Annotated in this window: 19 protein-coding genes; 5 read left to right on the forward strand and 14 right to left on the reverse strand. The window is 60.6% G+C overall.

The window, feature by feature from the left end; all coding sequences use genetic code 11:
- The first annotated feature begins 53 nt into the window (after positions 1 to 53).
- Positions 54 to 596, forward strand: coding sequence for a TetR/AcrR family transcriptional regulator (locus GTU76_RS09370; protein ID WP_180698494.1), 543 nt, complete (start codon positions 54 to 56; stop codon positions 594 to 596).
- A 167-nt stretch (positions 597 to 763) separates the two neighbouring features.
- Positions 764 to 4,234 carry a hybrid sensor histidine kinase/response regulator gene (locus GTU76_RS09375; protein ID WP_016987837.1) on the forward strand — a complete coding sequence of 1,157 codons (3,471 nt, stop codon included), beginning with the start codon at positions 764 to 766 and terminating at the stop codon, positions 4,232 to 4,234.
- A 64-nt stretch (positions 4,235 to 4,298) separates the two neighbouring features.
- Here GTU76_RS09375 and GTU76_RS09380 read toward each other — a convergent pair whose 3' ends face one another.
- Together GTU76_RS09380 and GTU76_RS09385 are read right to left on the reverse strand one after the other, a co-directional pair.
- A complete protein-coding gene (locus GTU76_RS09380; RefSeq protein WP_180698574.1) occupies positions 4,299 to 5,663 on the reverse strand; it encodes a DNA recombination protein RmuC in 1,365 nt (454 codons plus the stop codon).
- Between the two features lie 175 nt (positions 5,664 to 5,838).
- On the reverse strand, positions 5,839 to 6,162 hold the full coding sequence (locus GTU76_RS09385) for an SEL1-like repeat protein (protein WP_016987839.1): 324 nt from the start codon (positions 6,160 to 6,162) through the stop codon (positions 5,839 to 5,841).
- A gap of 960 nt (positions 6,163 to 7,122) precedes the next feature.
- On the opposite strand from GTU76_RS09385, the gene GTU76_RS09390 reads away from it, so the two are divergent.
- The 3 genes from GTU76_RS09390 to GTU76_RS09400 all read left to right on the forward strand — a co-directional run bounded on the left by GTU76_RS09390 (position 7,123) and on the right by GTU76_RS09400 (position 9,521).
- A complete protein-coding gene (locus tag GTU76_RS09390) occupies positions 7,123 to 7,347 on the forward strand; it encodes a hypothetical protein (RefSeq protein WP_003214941.1) in 225 nt (74 codons plus the stop codon).
- A 273-nt stretch (positions 7,348 to 7,620) separates the two neighbouring features.
- Positions 7,621 to 8,103, forward strand: a complete 483-nt coding sequence (locus tag GTU76_RS09395; RefSeq protein WP_016987840.1) for a hypothetical protein — start codon at positions 7,621 to 7,623, stop codon at positions 8,101 to 8,103.
- 146 nt (positions 8,104 to 8,249) lie between these two features.
- Entirely contained in the window at positions 8,250 to 9,521 is a 1,272-nt protein-coding gene (locus tag GTU76_RS09400) for an OmpP1/FadL family transporter (protein WP_016987841.1), read from the forward strand.
- Between the two features lie 150 nt (positions 9,522 to 9,671).
- Here GTU76_RS09400 and GTU76_RS09405 read toward each other — a convergent pair whose 3' ends face one another.
- The 12 genes from GTU76_RS09405 to bluB all read right to left on the reverse strand — a co-directional run bounded on the left by GTU76_RS09405 (position 9,672) and on the right by bluB (position 19,264).
- On the reverse strand, positions 9,672 to 10,232 hold the full coding sequence (locus GTU76_RS09405) for a glutathione peroxidase (protein WP_016987842.1): 561 nt from the start codon (positions 10,230 to 10,232) through the stop codon (positions 9,672 to 9,674).
- Between the two features lie 54 nt (positions 10,233 to 10,286).
- A complete protein-coding gene (locus GTU76_RS30240) occupies positions 10,287 to 10,409 on the reverse strand; it encodes a hypothetical protein (RefSeq protein WP_016987843.1) in 123 nt (40 codons plus the stop codon).
- Positions 10,406 to 11,614 carry an MFS transporter gene (locus GTU76_RS09410; RefSeq protein ID WP_016987844.1) on the reverse strand — a complete coding sequence of 403 codons (1,209 nt, stop codon included), beginning with the start codon at positions 11,612 to 11,614 and terminating at the stop codon, positions 10,406 to 10,408. Before GTU76_RS09410 ends, GTU76_RS30240 begins: the two co-directional genes overlap by 4 nt.
- Positions 11,615 to 11,667: 53 nt before the next feature.
- Positions 11,668 to 12,072 (reverse strand): MarR family winged helix-turn-helix transcriptional regulator, encoded by a 405-nt coding sequence (locus GTU76_RS09415; RefSeq protein WP_016987845.1) that lies wholly within the window; start codon positions 12,070 to 12,072, stop codon positions 11,668 to 11,670.
- A gap of 176 nt (positions 12,073 to 12,248) precedes the next feature.
- A complete protein-coding gene (locus GTU76_RS09420) occupies positions 12,249 to 12,980 on the reverse strand; it encodes an adenosylcobinamide-GDP ribazoletransferase (protein WP_175554958.1) in 732 nt (243 codons plus the stop codon).
- Position 12,981: 1 nt separating this feature from the next.
- A complete protein-coding gene (cobC, locus tag GTU76_RS09425; protein WP_175554959.1) occupies positions 12,982 to 13,557 on the reverse strand; it encodes an alpha-ribazole phosphatase family protein in 576 nt (191 codons plus the stop codon).
- Positions 13,554 to 14,609 (reverse strand): nicotinate-nucleotide--dimethylbenzimidazole phosphoribosyltransferase, encoded by a 1,056-nt coding sequence (gene cobT, locus GTU76_RS09430; protein WP_016987848.1) that lies wholly within the window; start codon positions 14,607 to 14,609, stop codon positions 13,554 to 13,556. The genes cobC and cobT overlap by 4 nt, the downstream gene beginning before the upstream one ends.
- On the reverse strand, positions 14,606 to 15,127 hold the full coding sequence (cobU, locus tag GTU76_RS09435; RefSeq protein WP_175554960.1) for a bifunctional adenosylcobinamide kinase/adenosylcobinamide-phosphate guanylyltransferase: 522 nt from the start codon (positions 15,125 to 15,127) through the stop codon (positions 14,606 to 14,608). Before cobU ends, cobT begins: the two co-directional genes overlap by 4 nt.
- A 148-nt stretch (positions 15,128 to 15,275) precedes the next feature.
- Positions 15,276 to 16,727, reverse strand: coding sequence for a cobyric acid synthase (locus GTU76_RS09440; RefSeq protein WP_180698495.1), 1,452 nt, complete (start codon positions 16,725 to 16,727; stop codon positions 15,276 to 15,278).
- Positions 16,724 to 17,716 carry a threonine-phosphate decarboxylase CobD gene (gene cobD / locus GTU76_RS09445; RefSeq protein WP_180698496.1) on the reverse strand — a complete coding sequence of 331 codons (993 nt, stop codon included), beginning with the start codon at positions 17,714 to 17,716 and terminating at the stop codon, positions 16,724 to 16,726. The genes GTU76_RS09440 and cobD overlap by 4 nt, the downstream gene beginning before the upstream one ends.
- Positions 17,709 to 18,617 (reverse strand): adenosylcobinamide-phosphate synthase CbiB, encoded by a 909-nt coding sequence (gene cbiB / locus GTU76_RS09450; protein ID WP_180698497.1) that lies wholly within the window; start codon positions 18,615 to 18,617, stop codon positions 17,709 to 17,711. Before cbiB ends, cobD begins: the two co-directional genes overlap by 8 nt.
- Positions 18,614 to 19,264, reverse strand: coding sequence for a 5,6-dimethylbenzimidazole synthase (gene bluB / locus GTU76_RS09455; RefSeq protein WP_016987853.1), 651 nt, complete (start codon positions 19,262 to 19,264; stop codon positions 18,614 to 18,616). The genes cbiB and bluB overlap by 4 nt, the downstream gene beginning before the upstream one ends.
- Between the last annotated feature and the right edge of the window lie 17 nt (positions 19,265 to 19,281).

The following is a 19,281-nucleotide window of genomic DNA, read 5'->3' on the forward strand; positions in this document are numbered from 1 at the left end:
AGTGTGCTACTGCCTCGCGCTTAAAGCAAATTCTTTGTGTTAAGGTCTGCGGCATGGCTATTAAAGAAGGTTTACGCCCCGGCGGCCGCAGTGCCCGGGTGCAAGATGCAATTCATTCGGCAGTCCGCGCGCTCCTGCAGGAGCAGGAGCGTTCGAGCGTGACCGTCCCGCAAATCGCCGCGCGCGCGGGCGTTACACCGTCGACGATTTACCGGCGCTGGGGTGATCTGGCGGCGCTGCTCGCCGACGTCGCCCTCGCCCGCATGCGCCCGGACAGCGAACCGGCGCAAACCGGCAGCTTGCGCAGCGATATCCGCGCGTGGGCCGAGCAATATCTCGATGAGATGAGTTCGGAGCCTGGGCGCAATATGATGCGCGACGTGCAGGCGAGCGCTACGCCGGGGTATTGCGTGACGATCATTGGCGCGCAGTTGCAGACGATCATTGAGCGGCATCCGGATGAAGTGGCGCCGTGTGTCGATCGCCTGATCAATCTGGTGGTGGCGCCGGTGGTGTTCCGGATTCTGTTTTCGGCGGCGGCGCTGGAGGTGGATGAGCTGCATCGGCTGATCGATATTGCGCTACGTCTGGACTGACGCCTGCTCGCGATAAGGCCCGACCTGTCACCGCCAAAACCACCCGCTTCCCCACCTGCGACACCCCGCCGCGCCACGACCTTGGTCGACACTGACTAACCGCCCCGCGCATGCGAGACTGTCCGCCCGGGCAGGAGTGCCGGGGAGTCTTTTGTCGGGAGTGTTGCATGTCGCTGTCCACCGGGCTGATCGCCGCCGTCGCCCTGGCCTATATGGCCATCATGTTCGCCATCGCCTTTTACGGCGACCGACGCAGCGCGCCGTTGCCGCCGCGCGTGCGTGCCTGGGTGTACAGCCTGTCGCTGGCAGTTTATTGCACCAGCTGGACGTTCTTCGGCGCGGTTGGCCAAGCAGCCGAACAGCTGTGGTCATTCCTGCCGATTTACCTCGGGCCGATCCTGCTGTTGGTGGGCGCGCCGTGGGTCCTGCAGAAAATGGTGATGATCAGCAAACAGGAGAACATCACCTCCATCGCTGACTTTATCGCCGCGCGCTACGGCAAATCGCAATCGCTGGCGGTGGTCGTAGCGCTGATCTGTCTGGTCGGCGTCCTGCCCTACATTGCCCTGCAACTCAAAGGCATCGTTCTCGGCGTGAATCTGTTGATCGGCGCCGGTGCCGATGCCATGGGCACCCGTGCCCAGGACACCGCGCTGATCGTGTCGCTGGTGCTGGCGCTGTTCACCATCGTCTTCGGCACGCGCAACCTCGATGCCACCGAACACCACCGGGGCATGGTGCTGGCGATTGCTTTCGAATCGCTGGTCAAACTGTTCGCTTTTCTCGCCGTCGGCGCCTTCGTCACCTATGGCCTGTATGACGGTTTCGATGACCTGTTCAACCAGGCCATGCTCGCCCCGCGTCTCGAGGAATACTGGAAAGAAACCATCAACTGGCCGTCGATGGTGGTGCAGACCGGTGTGGCGATGATGGCGATCATCTGCCTGCCCCGGCAGTTCCACGTCACGGTGGTGGAGAACATCGATCCGCAGGATCTGCGTCTGGCCAAATGGGTGTTTCCCGCCTATCTCGCCTTGGCCGCGCTGTTTGTAGTGCCGATCGCCTTGGCCGGTCAGATGCTGCTGCCCAGCGACGTACTCCCCGACTCCTTCGTGATCAGCCTGCCCCTGGCGCAGGCGCATCCGGCGCTGGCAATGCTGGCGTTTATCGGTGGCGCATCAGCGGCAACCGGCATGGTGATTGTCGCCAGTGTGGCGCTGTCGACCATGGTCTCCAACGACATGCTGTTGCCTTGGTTGCTGCGCCGCAATAATGCCGAGCGCCCGTTTGAAGTATTCCGCCAGTGGATGCTCTCGGTGCGGCGCGTGAGCATCGTGGTGATCCTGTTGCTGGCGTACGTCAGCTATCGCTTGCTCGGTTCGACCGCGAGTCTGGCGACCATCGGCCAGATCGCCTTCGCTGCGGTGACCCAACTGGCGCCAGCGATGCTTGGCGCGCTGTACTGGAAGCAGGCCAACCGCCGCGGGGTTTTCGCCGGTTTGGCCGCGGGTACATTCCTGTGGTTCTACACGTTGATCCTGCCGATTGCCGCGCACAGCCTCGGCTGGTCGCTGAGCAGTTTTCCCGGATTGGCGTGGCTGCACAGCAATCCGTTGAACCTGCCAATTACCCCGCTGACCCAAGGTGTGGTGCTGTCGCTGGCCGGTAACTTCACCTTGTTTGCCTGGGTCTCGGTGTTATCCCGCACGCGCGTGTCGGAGCACTGGCAGGCCGGGCGTTTCATCGGTCAAGAGATCAGCGCACGGCCGAGTGCACGCTCGATGCTGGCGGTGCAGATTGACGATTTGCTGCAATTGGCCGCGCGTTTTGTCGGCGAGGAACGTGCGCGCCAGAGCTTCATTCGCTTCGCCTATCGCCAGGGCAAAGGCTTCAACCCCAACCAGAATGCCGACGGCGAGTGGATCGCCCATACCGAGCGCTTGCTGGCCGGTGTCCTCGGCGCTTCTTCGACGCGCGCGGTGGTAAAAGCCGCCATCGAAGGTCGGGAAATGCAACTGGAGGACGTCGTCCGCATCGCCGACGAAGCCTCCGAGGTGCTGCAGTTCAACCGCGCCTTGCTGCAAGGTGCGATCGAGAACATTACCCAAGGCATCAGCGTGGTCGACCAGTCGCTGAAACTGGTGGCCTGGAACCGGCGTTATCTGGAGTTGTTCAATTACCCGGACGGTCTGATCAGCGTCGGCCGGCCGATTGCCGACATCATTCGCTACAACGCCGAGCGCGGCCTGTGTGGCCCCGGCGAAGCGGAAGTCCACGTTGCCCGCCGCTTGCACTGGATGCGTCAGGGCCGCGCGCATACCTCTGAACGTTTGTTCCCCAACGGCCGGGTGATCGAGCTGATCGGCAACCCGATGCCGGGGGGCGGTTTCGTCATGAGTTTCACCGATATCACCGCGTTCCGCGAAGCCGAGCAGGCGCTGACCGAAGCCAACGAAGGGCTGGAGCAGCGAGTCAGCGAACGCACCCAGGAACTGTCGCAACTCAACGTCGCGCTGACCGAAGCCAAGGGCACCGCCGAGGCGGCCAACCAGTCGAAAACCCGCTTCCTCGCGGCGGTCAGCCATGACTTGATGCAACCGCTGAACGCCGCCCGCCTGTTCTCCGCCGCCCTCTCCCATCAGGATGACGGCTTGAGCAGCGAGGCGCAGACACTGGTGCAACATCTCGACAGTTCCTTGCGCTCGGCCGAGGATCTGATCAGTGATCTGCTGGATATTTCCCGCCTGGAAAACGGCAAGATCAACCCGGATCGCAAGCCGTTTGCGGTCAATGAACTGTTCGACATTCTCGGTGCCGAGTTCAAGGCGCTGGCGCAGGAACAAGGCCTGAGCTTCCGCGTGCGCGGCAGTCATTTGCGTATCGACAGCGACATCAAATTGCTGCGCAGGATTTTGCAGAACTTCCTCACCAATGCGTTCCGCTACGCCAAAGGCCCGGTGTTACTGGGCGTGCGTCGACGTGGCGGCGAATTGTGTCTGGAAGTGTGGGATCGCGGACCAGGGATTCCGGAAGACAAACAACAGGTGATTTTCGAGGAGTTCAAGCGCCTCGACAGCCATCAGACCCGCGCCGAAAAAGGCCTCGGGCTGGGTTTGGCAATTGCCGATGGCTTGTGCCGAGTGCTCGGCCACACTTTGCGTGTACGTTCGTGGCCAGGCCGCGGCAGCGTGTTCAGCGTCAGCGTGCCGCTGGCTCGCTCACAAGCCGTGCCGGCCAGCGCCGCCGTGGAATTGAACGGCAAGTTGCTGAGCGGCGCGCAGGTGCTGTGCATCGACAACGAAGACAGCATTCTAATCGGCATGAACAGCTTATTGAGCCGCTGGGGCTGTCAGGTATGGACGGCGCGTAATCGTGAGGAATGCGCGGCGTTGTTGAACGACGGCGTGCGACCGCAAGTGGCGCTGGTCGACTATCACCTCGATCACGGGGATACCGGCACCGAGTTGATGGCGTGGTTGCGCACGCATCTGGGTGAGCCGGTGCCAGGGGTGGTGATCAGTGCTGACGGGCGACCGGAGATGGTCGCGCAGGTGCATGCGGCGGGGCTGGATTACTTGGCCAAACCGGTGAAGCCGGCGGCGTTGCGGGCGTTGTTGAGTCGGTATTTGCCGCTCTAAAGATGTGTGTACTACAGCGGCCTCTTCGTAAGCAGGCTGGCGATCCGACGAAGCTTTTTTGGGGTTATTCAGGGAGTTCGACGAGACCATCGACATCGGTCATCGCCCGCTCCAGCAAATCCGCCGGCAAACTCTTGCTTGCCCGCGCACCCAGCAACTTGAGCTGCTCACTGCGACTGACCAGGTTGCCACGCCCCTCGGTCAGCTTGTTGCGCGCTGAACTGTAGGCTTTATCCAGCTGTTGCAGACGATTGCCAACCTCGTCCAGATCCTGAATAAACAGCACGAACTTGTCGTAGAGCCAACCGGCGCGCTCGGCGATTTCCCGGGCGTTCTGGCTCTGGCGCTCCTGCTTCCAGAGGCTATCGATTACGCGCAAAGTCGCCAGCAAGGTGGTCGGGCTGACGATGACGATGTTGCGGTCGAAGGCGTCCTGAAACAGTGATGGCTCAGCCTGCAACGCCGCCGAAAATGCGGCCTCGATCGGCACGAACAGCAAAACGAAATCGAGGCTGTGCAGGCCTTCCAGACGCTTGTAGTCCTTGCCGGCCAGGCCTTTGACGTGATTGCGCAACGACAGTACATGCTGCTTGATCGCGATCTGCCCAAGGGTGTCATCGTCGGCAGCCACGTATTGCTGATACGCGGTGAGACTCACCTTGGAATCCACCACCACTTGCTTGTCGCCCGGCAAGTAAATGATTACGTCAGGCTGGAAGCGCTCGCCGTCCGGACCTTTGAGGTTGACCTGCGTCTGGTACTCGCGGCCCTTCTCCAGACCGGCGTGTTCAAGCACACGTTCGAGAATCAGCTCACCCCAGTTGCCTTGGGTTTTCTGGCCTTTGAGGGCACGGGTCAGATTGGTGGCTTCGTCGCTCAGACGCAGATTGAGCGCCTGCAAGCGCTCCAGTTCCTTGGCCAGCGAGAAACGCTCGCGGGCCTCGGCCTGATAACTTTCTTCCACGCGTTTTTCGAAGGATTGAATGCGTTCCTTGAGCGGATCGAGCAACTGGCCGAGCCGTTGCTGGCTGGTCTCGGCAAAGCGCTGCTCGCGCTCATCGAAGATCTTCCCGGCGAGTTCGGCAAACTGCGCACGCAGTTCATCGCGCGAGCCTTGCAGGTCGTTGAGGCGTTGCTGGTGGCTTTCCTGTTGCTCGCGCAGTTCAGCGTTCAGCGAAGCGGCCTGTGCGTCGAGGCGGCGCAGCTCAGCTTCCTTATTGGCGCGTTCGAGGTTCCAGGCGTGAGAAGCATCGCGGGCGTCGTCACGCTCGATCTGCAGCAGTTCGACTTCCCGGCGCAGAGCCGCTAGATCAGCCTGCTTGGCGGCATTGGCCTGGCCGAGATCGGCGACTTCATCGCGGCTGGCGTCGAGCTGCGCGTTGAGTCCGTCCTGGGCCAGCTGTGCCATGGCCAGCCGCTCTTCGAGCAAGGCGACCTCGGCCTGGCCATTGCTCGCCCGGCGCTGCAGTTGCCAGGCGAGTGCCAACAATGGCAGCCCTGCCCCTGCGAGACCGAGCAACACGCTGGTCAAGTCCATAGCCATAGCGACTCCTGCCGATTCGATAAAGCCTGAAGGTTAACCAAGGTGTCAGGTCTTGGACAGCTCAGTCTTCGAGCAGACCAAGTTCCCGCTGCGCGCGACGATCACCGGCACGGGCGGCCTGGCGGAGCAGATCCTGACCGATACGCCGGTCACGGGCGTTACCGCACTCGCGGCACATCAATTGACCGAGGCGGCTTTGCGCAGCCACCACGCCATCACGCGCCGGTTGTTTGAGCAGGCGGCCAGCGAGGTGTTTGGCATTGTGGCTGGCGCTCAGGCGCGGGCTGTCGAGCAGCCATTCGGCAACGCGAACGGTAAAGCGCTTGGGCGGAGTAACACGGGGAGGTTCTGGGGTAACAGAGTCTGATACTGAGCGAAACTTCATAAAGCACTGTGGGACGAATCGGAAGGCGCGCCACTCTACTCTCTTTTTCTTACAGGTAAAGTCGAAAAATAACCCGGCACGCCCGTCCTAGAGCAAGCGCTCGGGACAATCCACAGAAGCTGTGGATAACTCAGTGGACAACCGCCCTCCAACCGTCGCAAAGCCTTATGGAATGGGGCCCGCAGTCAAACTGACGATTTTTTCACCAACAAAAAAAAGCGATGTTTTTCATTGACTTAAACTTTCGTTACAGGCAGCCATCGGGGTCAGGATTGATGTGACAGTGCCGTTACAGGTCGCGCAACTAATGTGCACAAGTACCTGTTACCGGGTTATATCGATGCACTTTTTCCAGTCGCTTTCACCATGACTCTGGGGTTAAGCGGCGTAAACACACAGTTTTGTGACTGGCACTCCACCGACCGACGGTAGCAATCTGCGCCATTTGGGCTGATTCTGCAGATTAGCGGGGCTGAAGCAGCGGTCGAATTGAGTCTTTTTCGAGTCAGGGTTTGCTTTAAGCATTTCGATCCGTTAGTATCCGCGGCGTTAGTACCAAGCTGAAAGTCAATTCCGGTCGAACACATCTCCACGGTCAGCCTTCTTTCAAGAAGCCCTACCGAAAAGCGGGAACGACCCCTCGATGGTTTCCAGGTAAATCTTGCGACGACACTGCCTTCGAATGATGCGAAGGGTGTTGCGAAGATCATTTACTCTGACCGAACCAACCTGCAAATTGATCAGGATCTTCACCCTGGGCCCAGAACCTCTGCCCTTGATGTGTTGCCTGCCCTCCTAAGTACCTACCTGCCAGCCCAAGCGCGCCAACTTAATTGCGCTTCAAACTGGCTGCTTTGTTCCAGTCGGGTTCTTCGTTCGACCAATGGTGGTCGACGTTACTGGAACGTTTTAACGTTGCACGGTTCTTATCCGTGTCATTTGTAGGAACACCTAATAACTATGTCTACTCAAATCCACACTCAGGATGCCATTCGCACCCTAACCAACGCTTTTGCACCGATGAACTGCCTGATCATGGCCGCTCGCAAAGGCTGCTTCAGTTTCACACTGGTCAACGAACACGGTATCGCCCGCCACAGCGAGCGTCTGTACCCCGATCAATACTCCAGCGCCGAACCGCTGCAGGCCGTGATCGACCGTACCCGTCAGGCACTGGTTGCCTGAAAGCCGAAAAGGCTGCAAAAGCAAAAGCCCCGCACAAAATGCGGGGCTTTTTATTGCCCGATGTTTCAATTTTCACCCTTGGCGCCTAAGCACTATCCGATATAACGGTTATAACTCGAAGCCGGAAATATTTTAAAAACAGGCCTTTACGTCGCGAATATGACACTACACTTCAACTCAAGCGGCGTGACCCGCTTGCGGCGAGCCTGAACCGATCCACTGCTGCCAAGCCCCCTTCAGGACTCGCCATTCATAACAAGATCCGAGGGTTTTATGGGTATCGCTGCCAGCGAACTGTGCCGCTACGTGATCCGTCCTACGCTGATCTACCTGGGACGTCACAGCGCGACTGCCGAATCTCTGCTGCTGGGCATCGCCGCCAGCCAGTCAGCCCTTGGTTCCGCCCTGCATGACCGCCGCGGCCACGGGCTTTACCGCATCGCCGAGCACCGCCATCAAGCCCTGTGGGATGATTACCTGGCACTCGATCCGGAACGCGCCAGCCTGGTTCGCGGACTCGCCAGTCAGCATGCATTCCTGACCGGCCCACATCTGGAATTGACGGTAAATCTGCGTTACGCCACCGCCATCGCCTGGCTGCTGGTCGAAGAGCAAAACCCCATCCTCCCCGATTCCAACGATTTGCTGGGAATGGCGCGTATCTGGCGCCAGACCTTTCAACCCCAAGGTCGCCTGCGCGACTTCACTTACGCCTGGCACACCTGTGTTTCAACGGTGAATCAGGTCGCCTGCTGACCGACTGGTTTCAGAAGATCGTACAACAGGTCGCGATTTTGGTCGGATTGTCCTACAAAACCGCTCTAACTCAAGGCATACGGACTATAGCGCTGAGACGAAAATGTTGGTAATTTTCGCCCCGGTGATCACCAGGAGTTCTAATAATGAAAAAAGTCATGCTCAAAACCACCCTTAGCCTCGCCGTTACCATGGCATCCACCCAGATCTTCGCAGCTGGCTTTGCCATCAACGAACACAGTATCAGCGGGATGGGCACTGGTTACGCTGGGCGATCTTCTTCTGCCGACGACGCAAGCACTGTTTATGGCAACCCTGCCGGCATGTCGCGCATCAAGCGCGAACAAGTCACCGGCGGTGTGGCATTCCTCGATGCAAAAACCGATATCAGCGATGCCAGCTCCAGCCCTAACGGCGGCAGCAACAAAGGCGACATGGTGCCCTTCACCTCCGTACCTATGGGCTTCTACGTCAAACCAATCGATGATCATTGGGCATTCGGTCTCGGCGTCTACGTGCCGTTCGGCCTGATTACCGATTACGAAAAAGGCTTTGCCGGCCGTTACTTCGGCAGCAAGTCCGAAGTACAAGTGATCACCTTCCAGCCAACCGTCAGCTACGCCTTCAACGACAAGGTGTCGATCGGTTTCGGTCCGACCATCAACCGCATTGACGGCACGCTGGAATCCAACCTGTCGATCACCCAGGCCCTGCCGGACGGCAAGGTCAAGATCAAGGGTGACGACACTGCACTGGGCTACAACGTCGGCCTGCTGGTACAAGCCACCGACACCACTCGCGTTGGTCTGACGTACCACTCGAAAGTCGACTACAAGCTCGAAGGCGACACCAAGGTCAACTACGGCGCGCTCGCCGCAGTCGGCCTGGGCGCCAACCAGAAGTACGACGCTTCGCTGAAGATCACCACGCCTGAATCGGTCGACCTCTCGGTTACCCAGGCAATCAACGATCGCTGGAACGTGTATGCCGGTACCACGTGGACCCGCTGGAGCCAGCTGGAAAAAATCACCGTCAAGAACTCCGGCGTACAGCCGCTGCTGGCCGGTCAGTTCGGCGAGATCACCGAAGACCAGAACTGGCACGACTCCTGGGCTTATGCCTTGGGTACTTCGTACCAGTTGAACAAGGAATGGGTGCTGCGTACCGGTCTGACCTTCGACCAGTCGCCAACCAACAACGTCGACCGTTCGCCACGCATTCCTACCGGCGACCGGACCATTTTCAGTATCGGTGCCGGCTGGAGCCCGACCGAAGACCTGACCATCGACGTCGCTTACTCGTACCTGAAAGAAGAGTCGGTGAAGATCCGCAACGAAAACAATCGTGGCCAGAGCTACGATGCCAAGTATGAAAACTCGGCAAATGGTTTCGGTGTCGGCGCGACCTATCGCTTCTGATGCTGTACGGCGAGGCTGACCCCTCGCCCACAAAAAAGCCCCGTTCTCTTTGCAGAGACGGGGCTTTTTATTGCCTTGAGTTTGCTTCCCGCCACGACACACTTCCAATGTGGGAGCGAGCAAGCCCTCTCCCACAAAAAGCTCAGCGCATCAGGGCTTCAGTGGTTTCGAGGCGATAGCCTTCTCGATCGCAGCAATAAATTCCGGATCATCAGGCTTGGTCAGGCTGGAGAAATTGGCGATGACCTTACCCTGGCGATCGACCACATACTTGTAGAAATTCCACTTCGGCGCGCTACTTTGTGCCGCCAGCACCTGGAACATATGCGTAGCGTCGTCACCACGCACCTTCTGCGGCTCGGTCATGTTGAACGTCACGCCGTAGTTGGCGTAGCAGACCTTGGCGGTCTCGGCGCTGTCCTTGGACTCCTGCTTGAAGTCGTTGGAAGGGACGCCAAGCATTTCCAGCCCCTGCCCTTCGTAGCGTTTATGCAGCGCTTCGAGGCCTTCGAACTGCGGCGCGAAACCGCAGAAGCTGGCGGTGTTGACCACCACCAACGGTTTGTCGGCGTACTGCTTGCAAAGATCGATGGATTCCTTGGCTCGCAACTTGGGCAGCGAGCCCTGCAGCAATTCGGGACAGTCAGCCGCGTGAGCCAAACCAGTCAACGCCATCAGCAACGCGGGAACAGCACACCAGCGCATCAGCATGTCGAGCATCCTTGAGCAGTCGTCAGACTTCGACGTTACTCGCCACGCCACGTTCTAGCAAATGCTCATGCCCAGCTGCATCAGCGCCAGACCGCCCTGATGCCAGCCCCACCACACCAGCGCCAGCAATGCGGCGCCGAGTGCGCTGATGACGATACGCGGCCAGAGTCGACTCATACGGCGCTCGCAGCGGCTTGCAGGCGTGCGACCGGCCGCTCGCGCACCGGCCAGTTCAGCGCGGCCGCCAGCAGGCTCAGAAGAATCGCCACTTGCCAGATCAAGTCATAACTCCCGGTTCGGTCATACACCACTCCGCCCAGCCAGCCGCCAAGGAACGATCCCAACTGATGGAAGAGGAACACGATGCCGCCGAGCATGGACAGGTTTCGTACGCCAAACAAGGTCGCCACCGTACCGTTGGTCAACGGCACCGTCGACAGCCACAGGAACCCCATGGCCATACCGAACAGGTAGGCCGACGTGGTCGTCACCGGCAGCCACAGAAACAGCGCAATCACCACCGCCCGCAACAGGTACAACGCCGTCAGCAATCGCGGTTTGGACATGCGCCCGCCGAGCCAGCCAGCGGTGTAGGTGCCGAAGATATTGAACAGGCCGATCAACGCCAGCACCGTGGTGCCAACGCTGGCTGGCAGATGCTGATCGACCAGATACGCAGGCAGGTGCACGCCGATGAACACCACCTGAAAACCGCAGACGAAAAAGCCAAATGCCAGCAACCAGAAACCCGAATGCGAGCAGGCTTCGCGCAAGGCTTCGGACAGCGTTTGCTCATGGCCAAGCACCGGTAGCGGCTTATCCTTGAGCATGCTCACCAACGGCACGATCAGCGCCACCAGCAGGCCCAGCACCAGCAACGCGGCCGACCAGCCAAGCCAGCCGATCAGACCCAGCGTGCCCGGCAACATGGCGAACTGACCGAACGAACCGGCGGCACTGGCAATACCCATGCCCATGCTGCGTTTCTCTGGCGGCACGGCACGTCCTACGACACCGAGGATCACCGAGAACGAAGTACCGGAAAGGCCAATACCGATCAGCAGACCGGCACTCAGTGACAGCGTCACTGCCGAGTCGGACAGGCCCATGCACACCAGACCCGCCGCATAGAGAACGCCACCGACAAGTACCACTTTTGCCGCGCCGAAACGGTCAGCCAGTGCGCCAGTAAACGGTTGTGCCAGACCCCAGATCAGGTTCTGCAAGGCAATGGCGAAGGCAAACACTTCTCGCCCCCAGCCGAATTGCGCACTCATCGGTGACAGGAACAAGCCGAAACCGTGCCGCACGCCCAATGACAATGCCAAAATCAGCGCACTTCCGACCAACACCCAACCGCACGTACGCCACATCGATGTCATTGTTGTTCTCCGCTTGCGGGTATATACCCGCTTGAGTTTGGAAAAAACCGGCCTCAGGCCAGTTCATCCAGCAATCTGAGCAAGGTTTCACGCTTCTCGGCACCCAGTCGGTCAATCAACCGCTGCTGCGCCGCTTCCCAGGCCGGCAGTGCCGCTGCCAGGCGTTGCACGCCGGTCTCGGTGAGCTTGACGATGCGGTTACGCATGTCCTCGCCCTCTGCCAACGCCACCAGTCCCTCGCCTTCCAGCACGCGCAAATTGCGCCCGAGGGTGCTGCGATCCAGCCCCATGGCTTCGGCCAGTGCCGAGATGCTCGGTTGATCCAGACGCTGCAGATTGCACAGCAAAGAATACTGCGCAACGTTGATCCCGAAGCCATCGAGAGCGCCGTCGTAATGCCTGCTGACGCCACGAGCGGCGCGACGCAGGTTGGTGCACAAACACTGAGAAGGAAGCATGATGCGTGTATATACCCGCGACTGTGTTAAATCAAGTTACAGATGAGTTTACCCATAACATTTGTGGTGCCTGACAAACCGCTATCGCGAGCAGGCTCACTCCTACAGGAAAATGCATTTCAAATTGTAGGAGTGAGCCTGCTCGCGATGAGGCCGGCATGACCAGTAGAAATCCATCAGACCAAAACCAATCCAACCAACACCATCATCTCCAGCAATTCCAGTAACGCACCCGCCGTATCGCCCGTCGCCCCGCCCAACCGCCGCATCATCACCTGCCGCAACCAGACAAACACACCGACCGAAATCATCAGCGCAACGACAGCGCCAAACCCGGCGATCAACACGCAGCCCAGAGCACTCAAGCCCAGCACCCACCAACCGGCCTTGCGCGGCAAATGATCGGCCAACGCCTGCCCCAACCCGCCCGCACGCACATATGGTGTAGCCAGAAACAACCCAAGCAACGCCGCTCGCCCGAGCAACGGTACGATCACCAATGCAAGACCTTGCTGCTGCTCGATCAACGCCAACAACGCAGCAAATTTGAGCAACAACACCAACACCAGCGTCACTACCGCAATCGGCCCGCTGCGCGGGTCCTTCATGATCGTCAGCGTCCGCTCGCGATCACCAAAACCGCCGAGCCAGGCATCGGCGCTGTCGGCCAGACCATCAAGGTGCAAGGCACCGCTGAGCAACACCCACACTGTCAGCAACAGTGCCGCATGCAGCAATAACGGCGCGCCGCTCAAGGCGAGATTCAATGCCCACAGGATCACTCCGAACAGCAGGCCCACCAACGGATAAAACAGCAGTGACCGCCCCAGCTGTTCCGGCTCGGGCATCCCCGGCAAACGAATCGGCAGACTGCTGAGAAATTGCAGGGCGATCCACAGCGGCAACATGTCAGTAACCTTCCTTGAGCGAACCATCCGCCTCGACCGTCAGCGCAAACACCGCGCCGTGAGCGACTTCAACATTAAGCAGTTGTTCGCGCGGCAGCCCGCGCGCTTGCGCCAGCAACAGGCGCATCACGCCGCCGTGGCTGATCAGCAACACCCGATCACCAGCGTAGGTATTGTGCAAGCGCGCAACGGCCGCCAGTACTCGAGAAGAAAACTCGCTGACCGGTTCACCCTGCGGCGGCGTAAACGAATACGGATCGGCCCAGAATAGCCCCAGTGCTTCGGCATCAGTCTCCATCAACGCCGCCGCGCTCTGACCTTCCCACGCGCCGAAATGCAGCTCCTGCAGATCCTTGTCCAGATGCACGGACAAACTTAGCTGCTCACCCAGTTCGGCGGCAAACCGCGCACAACGTTGCAACGGCGAACTGACGATCCGATCCCACGGCCCGCCCTCGACCACCGCCGCACGCATTTGCGTCCAGCCCTTTTCGGTCAGTGCATCGTCGAGGCTGCCACGCAGACCACCGCCCAGTTCCGTCTCACCGTGGCGCAGCAGATCCAGATGCAAGGTCATGCCGGACGATCCGCCACCGCCGCTTCGGCGAATGTCGCCATCTGCCCGTGCAGATCGCAAGCCAAGCGCAACAGAGGCACCGCCAGTGCCGCGCCACTGCCCTCGCCCAGACGTAAACCGAGTTCCAGCAACGGCTCGGCATTCAGGGTTTCCAGCACATGGCGATGGCCCGGCTCGGCACCGCGATGACCGAACAACAACCACTCGCGGCAAGCCGGATTCAAACGCACCGCAACCAGCGCCGCGACCGTGCAGATAAAGCCGTCGACCAGCACCGCAACGCCTTCTTGAGCCGCCGCCAGATACGCACCGACCAGCGCGGCGATTTCAAAACCGCCGAGATTGAACAGCGTCTGCAACGCATCGCCACGCTGCGCGGCATGCAACGCCAGCGCTCGCTCGATCACTTGCGCCTTATGACTGACACCTTCGGCATTCAGCCCGGTGCCGGGGCCGGTCAGATGCGCCACCGGGCAATCGAGCAAGGCACAGGCCAATGCGCTCGCCGCCGTGGTGTTGCCAATGCCCATTTCGCCACCGATGAACAGCTGCGCGCCCGCCGCTTTCGCCCGCAGCAGACTGTCGCGACCGCCCAGCAACGCCAGTTCGCCCTGGGCCTGAGTCATCGCCGCGCCGAGCACGAAGTTCGCCGTGCCTGCGGCGATGTTCAAGTGGCGCACACCCGGCAGGTTCAGCGCGGGATTCACCGTGCCCAGATCGACCACTTCCAGCTGCGCATCAAGCTGCCGCGCCAGCACGCTGATCGCCGCGCCGCCGCTGACGAAGTTAAGCAACATCTGCCCGGTGACTTCCTGCGGGAACGCCGAAACGCCTTCAGCGACCACGCCGTGATCACCGGCAAAAATCGCGATCCACACTTGCGAGAGCGTCGGTTTGACCTGGCCTTGCAGGCCGGCCAGTTGCACCGCGACCGATTCCAGACGCCCCAGCGAACCGGCGGGTTTGGTCAGTTGCTGCTGCCGCGCCGCCGCTTGTTCAACGACGTTGAGATCGACCGGTTTGCACGGGTTCAGCCACCAGGTTTGAGTCATAACGCAGGTCCTTTCAGAGTCAGGGGCAGGCCGGCGACGGTCAGGACAACACGCTGACAGCGCTCGGCCAGAGCTTGATGCAGCCAACCGGCTTCATCGACGTAGCGGCGAGTCAATTCGCCCAGCGGCACGACACCCATTCCGGTCTCGTTGCTGACAAAAATGATTTCACCCGGCAAGGACGCCAGGCAGTCGAGCAAGGCTTCGCGCTCGGCAGCGAGGCGTTCGGCGTCGTCGAGCATCAACAGGTTGGTCAGCCACAACGTCAGGCAATCGACCAGCAGGCAATGCTCGGCGCTGGCGGATTCGCGCAGGACGCGGGCCAGTTCCAAGGGTTCTTCAATGAGTGCCCATTCGGCAGGACGGCGAGCACGGTGATGGGCGACGCGGTCGCTCATCTCGCCATCCAGCGGTTGGCTGGTGGCAATGTAGGTCACGGCCAGGCCGCTATCGCTGGCGAGCTTTTCGGCCAGACGACTTTTGCCGGAGCGGGCGCCGCCGAGGATCAGTTGGAGCATGGGTTTATCCACAGAGTTATGTGTTGAGGCAATTGGCCTCTTCGCGAGCAAGCTCGCTCCCACAGGGTTATGGGGTGCAAACAGAATTCATGACCAACCGGGCCATTGTGGGAGCGAGCTTGCTCGCGATGAGGCCATTAAATTCACCTCAAATCCCGCAGAGCTGACGCAACAGCTCGGTATCCAGATGCTTTTCCACCAGATCCGCCAGCCGCTCGATATCGCGCTCGCGCAAGCCGTGATAATCCACCTCCTGCACATCGCTCAATCCGGCCCAGCGCAGCAACGCGGCACTCGCCGCCGGCCCTTCGAACAGGCCATGCAGATAGGTGCCGAACACTTGTCCGTCAGCACTCTGTGCACCGTCGCAACGACCGTCATCCAGGTACACCGCCGCATTCTCCAGCGCCGGGCCGCTGGTCACGCCAGCATGAATTTCATAACCACTGACTTCAGCATTCTCAAGCGCCAACCGCCCACGCACATTGCGCAACTGCTTGTCGGCCTCAAGCATGGTTTCGAACGCCAGCAAGCCCAAACCGGCACTCGTGCCCGGCGCACCTTCAAGACCGAGCGGGTCATGCACCTGCTCACCGAGCATCTGCAGACCGCCACAAATCCCCAACACTTTGCCGCCATAACGCAGATGCCGGTTGATCGCCGAATCCCAACCATTGGCACGCAAATACGCCAGATCGCTGCACACGCTTTTCGAGCCCGGCAGAATGATCAGGTCAGCAGCAGGAATCGCCTGCCCCGGCCCGACAAATTGCAGATCGACCTGAGGATGCAAGCGCAGCGGATCGAAGTCGGTGTGGTTGCTGATGCGCGGCAATACCGGCACTACCACTTTCAAGACTTGTTCGGCCTTGTCGGTCTGGCGCTGATCGATGCCGTCCTCGGCCTCCAGATGCAGATCCATCACGTACGGCAACACGCCCACCACCGGTTTTCCGGTGCGTTGTTCCAGCCAGTCGAGGCCCGGTTGCAGCAAGGCGATGTCACCGCGAAAACGGTTGATGATGAATCCTTTGACCCGCGCCTGTTCGCTCGGCGACAGCAACTCCAGGGTGCCGACCAGATGCGCGAAAACCCCGCCACGATTGATGTCGGCAATCAGCAACACCGGGCAATCCACCGCTTCGGCAAAGCCCATGTTGGCGATGTCGCCCGCGCGCAGATTGATCTCGGCCGGCGAGCCCGCGCCTTCGACCATCACCAGCGGATAGGCGGCGCTGAGTCGCTCGTGAGAAGCCAAAACAGCTTTCATCGCGATGGCTTTGTAGTCGTGGTACGCCACGGCATTCATCGACGTCACCGCGCGACCATGAATGATCACTTGCGCGCCGGTGTCGCTGTTCGGCTTGAGCAGCACCGGGTTCATATCGGTGTGCGGCTCAAGAAACGCCGCTTGCGCCTGCACCGCTTGTGCACGGCCGATCTCACCACCATCCGCCGTTACTGCACTGTTCAGCGCCATGTTCTGCGGCTTGAACGGGACGACTGCCACGCCCTGCCGGGTCGCCCAGCGGCACAGCGCCGTCACCAGTGTGCTTTTGCCGGCGTCGGAAGTGGTGCCCTGCACCATCAGCGTGGTCATGGTTTGTCCTTGGTAAACGCGATTAAAGCGTGTTCGAGACGCGCCTCTTCAGCCGCATTGGCGGGCAAGCCAAAACGCAGGCTGCTGTTGTGGGTGAAGATGCGCAGCAAGATGCCGCGGCGGGCCATGAACTCGTGCAACGCTTCGGCATGCTCGGTGATCAACCACTGGAACAGCGCGCAACCGCCCTGCGGCTTGAAGCCATAGCGTTCAAGCAGCGCTGCCAGTCGTTCGCTGGCTTCATCACTGCGAATCCGTTGCCGTGTGTGCCCTTCAGTGTCTTGCAGACACACTTGGCCAAGCACTCGGGTTGGCCCGCTCACGGCCCATGGCCCGACCTGTTCGGCGAGCAGTTTGAGCAACTTGCGCTCGGCCAGGACAAAGCCCAGACGCACCCCGGCCAGACCGAAAAACTTGCCGAACGAACGCAACACGATCAGCCCGACCTGATGCGCATGCGGGGCCAGACTCAGTTGCGGCGTGTTGTCCATGAACGCTTCATCGACCACCAGCCAGCCACCGCGCCGGGCGAGCCGCGCATGCCAGTCGAGCAACCGTGCCTGGGTCAGGCTCAGGCCGGTCGGATTGTTCGGATTGACTACCACCAGCACGTCGAGACTGTCGAGAAAGAACTCGACTTCCTGCTCCAGCACCTCGCGCACGATATAACCACTGCGCCGCCACGCTTCGGCATGTTCGGCATAACACGGCGACAACACACCAACCTTGCCGGCGCGGCGCAAACGCGGCAGCAACTGGATAGCCATCTGCGAACCGGCCACCGGCAACACCTGCGCGGCGCCGTAGTAATCACACGCGGCTTGCTCCAGACCGTCATCGGTTTCCGGCAAGCGCGCCCAGGCGCGTAGCGGGATTTCCGGGATCGGAAATGGCCATGGCGCGAGGCCGCTGGACAGGTCGAGCCAGTCCGCCTCGGCAATGCCGTAATCGTGTGCAGCCTTGCGCAGCCGGCCACCGTGCTCAAGCATAGAATTCAGCCCCCACGCAGAGAATCAGCAGCCATAACCATACGCCGCGCTGGACCAATTGCCAGCCACGGTCGATGGAATCTGCGTCAGCCGCTGCGCCCTCGCCAAGCTGAGGACGGTCGTGAAGTTCACCGTGATAAATCGCCGGGCCGCCCAATTCCACGCCCAGCGCACCAGCGCCCGCCGCCATCACCGGACCGGCGTTGGGGCTGTCCCATTTCGGCGCCTGTGTGCGCCAGCATTTCAATGCGAGTCGGGTTTTGCCGAGCAGTGCGTAGGTCAACGCCACCAGACGCGCAGGAATGTAGTTGAGCACGTCGTCGATTTTCGCTGCGGCCCAACCGAAACGCTCGAAGCGTTCGTTGCGGTAGCCCCACATCGCATCGAGCGTGTTGCTCAAGCGATAGAGCACAACGCCCGGCGCACCCGCCACGACAAACCAGAACAGCGCGGCAAACACCGCGTCACTGCCGTTTTCCAGCACTGACTCAGTGGCAGCGCGAGCGACGGCAGTGCTGTCGAGTTCATCGGTCTGACGACTGACCAGATAGCCGACTCGCTTGCGCGCCTCATCCAGATCATCCGCACGTAAAGCAGCAGCCACCGGCGCGACATGCTCACCGAGGCTGCGCATGCCGAGGGCGCAATACAACGCGAGAATCTCAACGACCCAACCCACGTACGGCGCCCAGGCAAACGCCGTGGCGAGCAAGGTCAGCGGCAGCACCGCGATCACCCACGCGGTGACGCCATGGCTGCGCCAGCCCCGGCCAGCGGCGTTGAAACGTTGCTCGATGCGCCCGGCAAAATTGCCGAACGCCACCAGCGGATGCCAGCGTTTCGGTTCACCGAGCAGCGCATCCAGCGCCACTGCGGCGACACTCAACAACGCCACACTCATTGACTCACTCCCCAATAATTTTCATACAGCAACTCATTGAGCGGACGCGCCTGCGCCCACCCTTCGAGTACCAGCATCGGCGCCGGATAGAATTCCTTGACCGGGCCCAGACACAAAACCGCCAGCGGCTTGGCGCCTTCAGGCAGTTTCAGCAGATCGGCCAGCGCCTGCGGTTCGAACAGCGAGACCCAGCCCATGCCCAAGCCTTCGGCGCGAGAGGCCAGCCACAGATTCTGGATCGCGCAGGACAGCGAGGCCATGTCCATTTCCGGCAGCGTGCGGCGACCGAAGATGTGTTTTTCGCGATCGTCCATCAGCGCCGCGACCAGCACTTCGGCGCAATCGTGGATGCCTTCGACCTTGAGCTTCATAAACTCGTCGCTGCGCTCGCCGAGCGCTTCAGCGGTGCGGACGCGCTCTTCTTCGACGAGATTCTGGATCTGGCCGCGTAAAGTTCGGTCGCTGATGCGAATGAAGCGCCAAGGCTGCATCAGGCCGACGCTTGGCGCCTGGTGGGCGGCTTCCAAGAGTCGGCGCAACAGCTCCGGCTCGACGCTGCCACCGGTGAAGTGGCGCATGTCGCGGCGTTCGGCGATGGCTCTGTAAACCGCTTCGCGCTCGGCTTCGGAGAATGCGTTGTCGGTCATGGCCTCTTCGCGAGCAA

The sequence above is a fragment of the Pseudomonas crudilactis genome (assembly GCF_013433315.1).
Taxonomy (GTDB): domain Bacteria; phylum Pseudomonadota; class Gammaproteobacteria; order Pseudomonadales; family Pseudomonadaceae; genus Aquipseudomonas; species Aquipseudomonas crudilactis.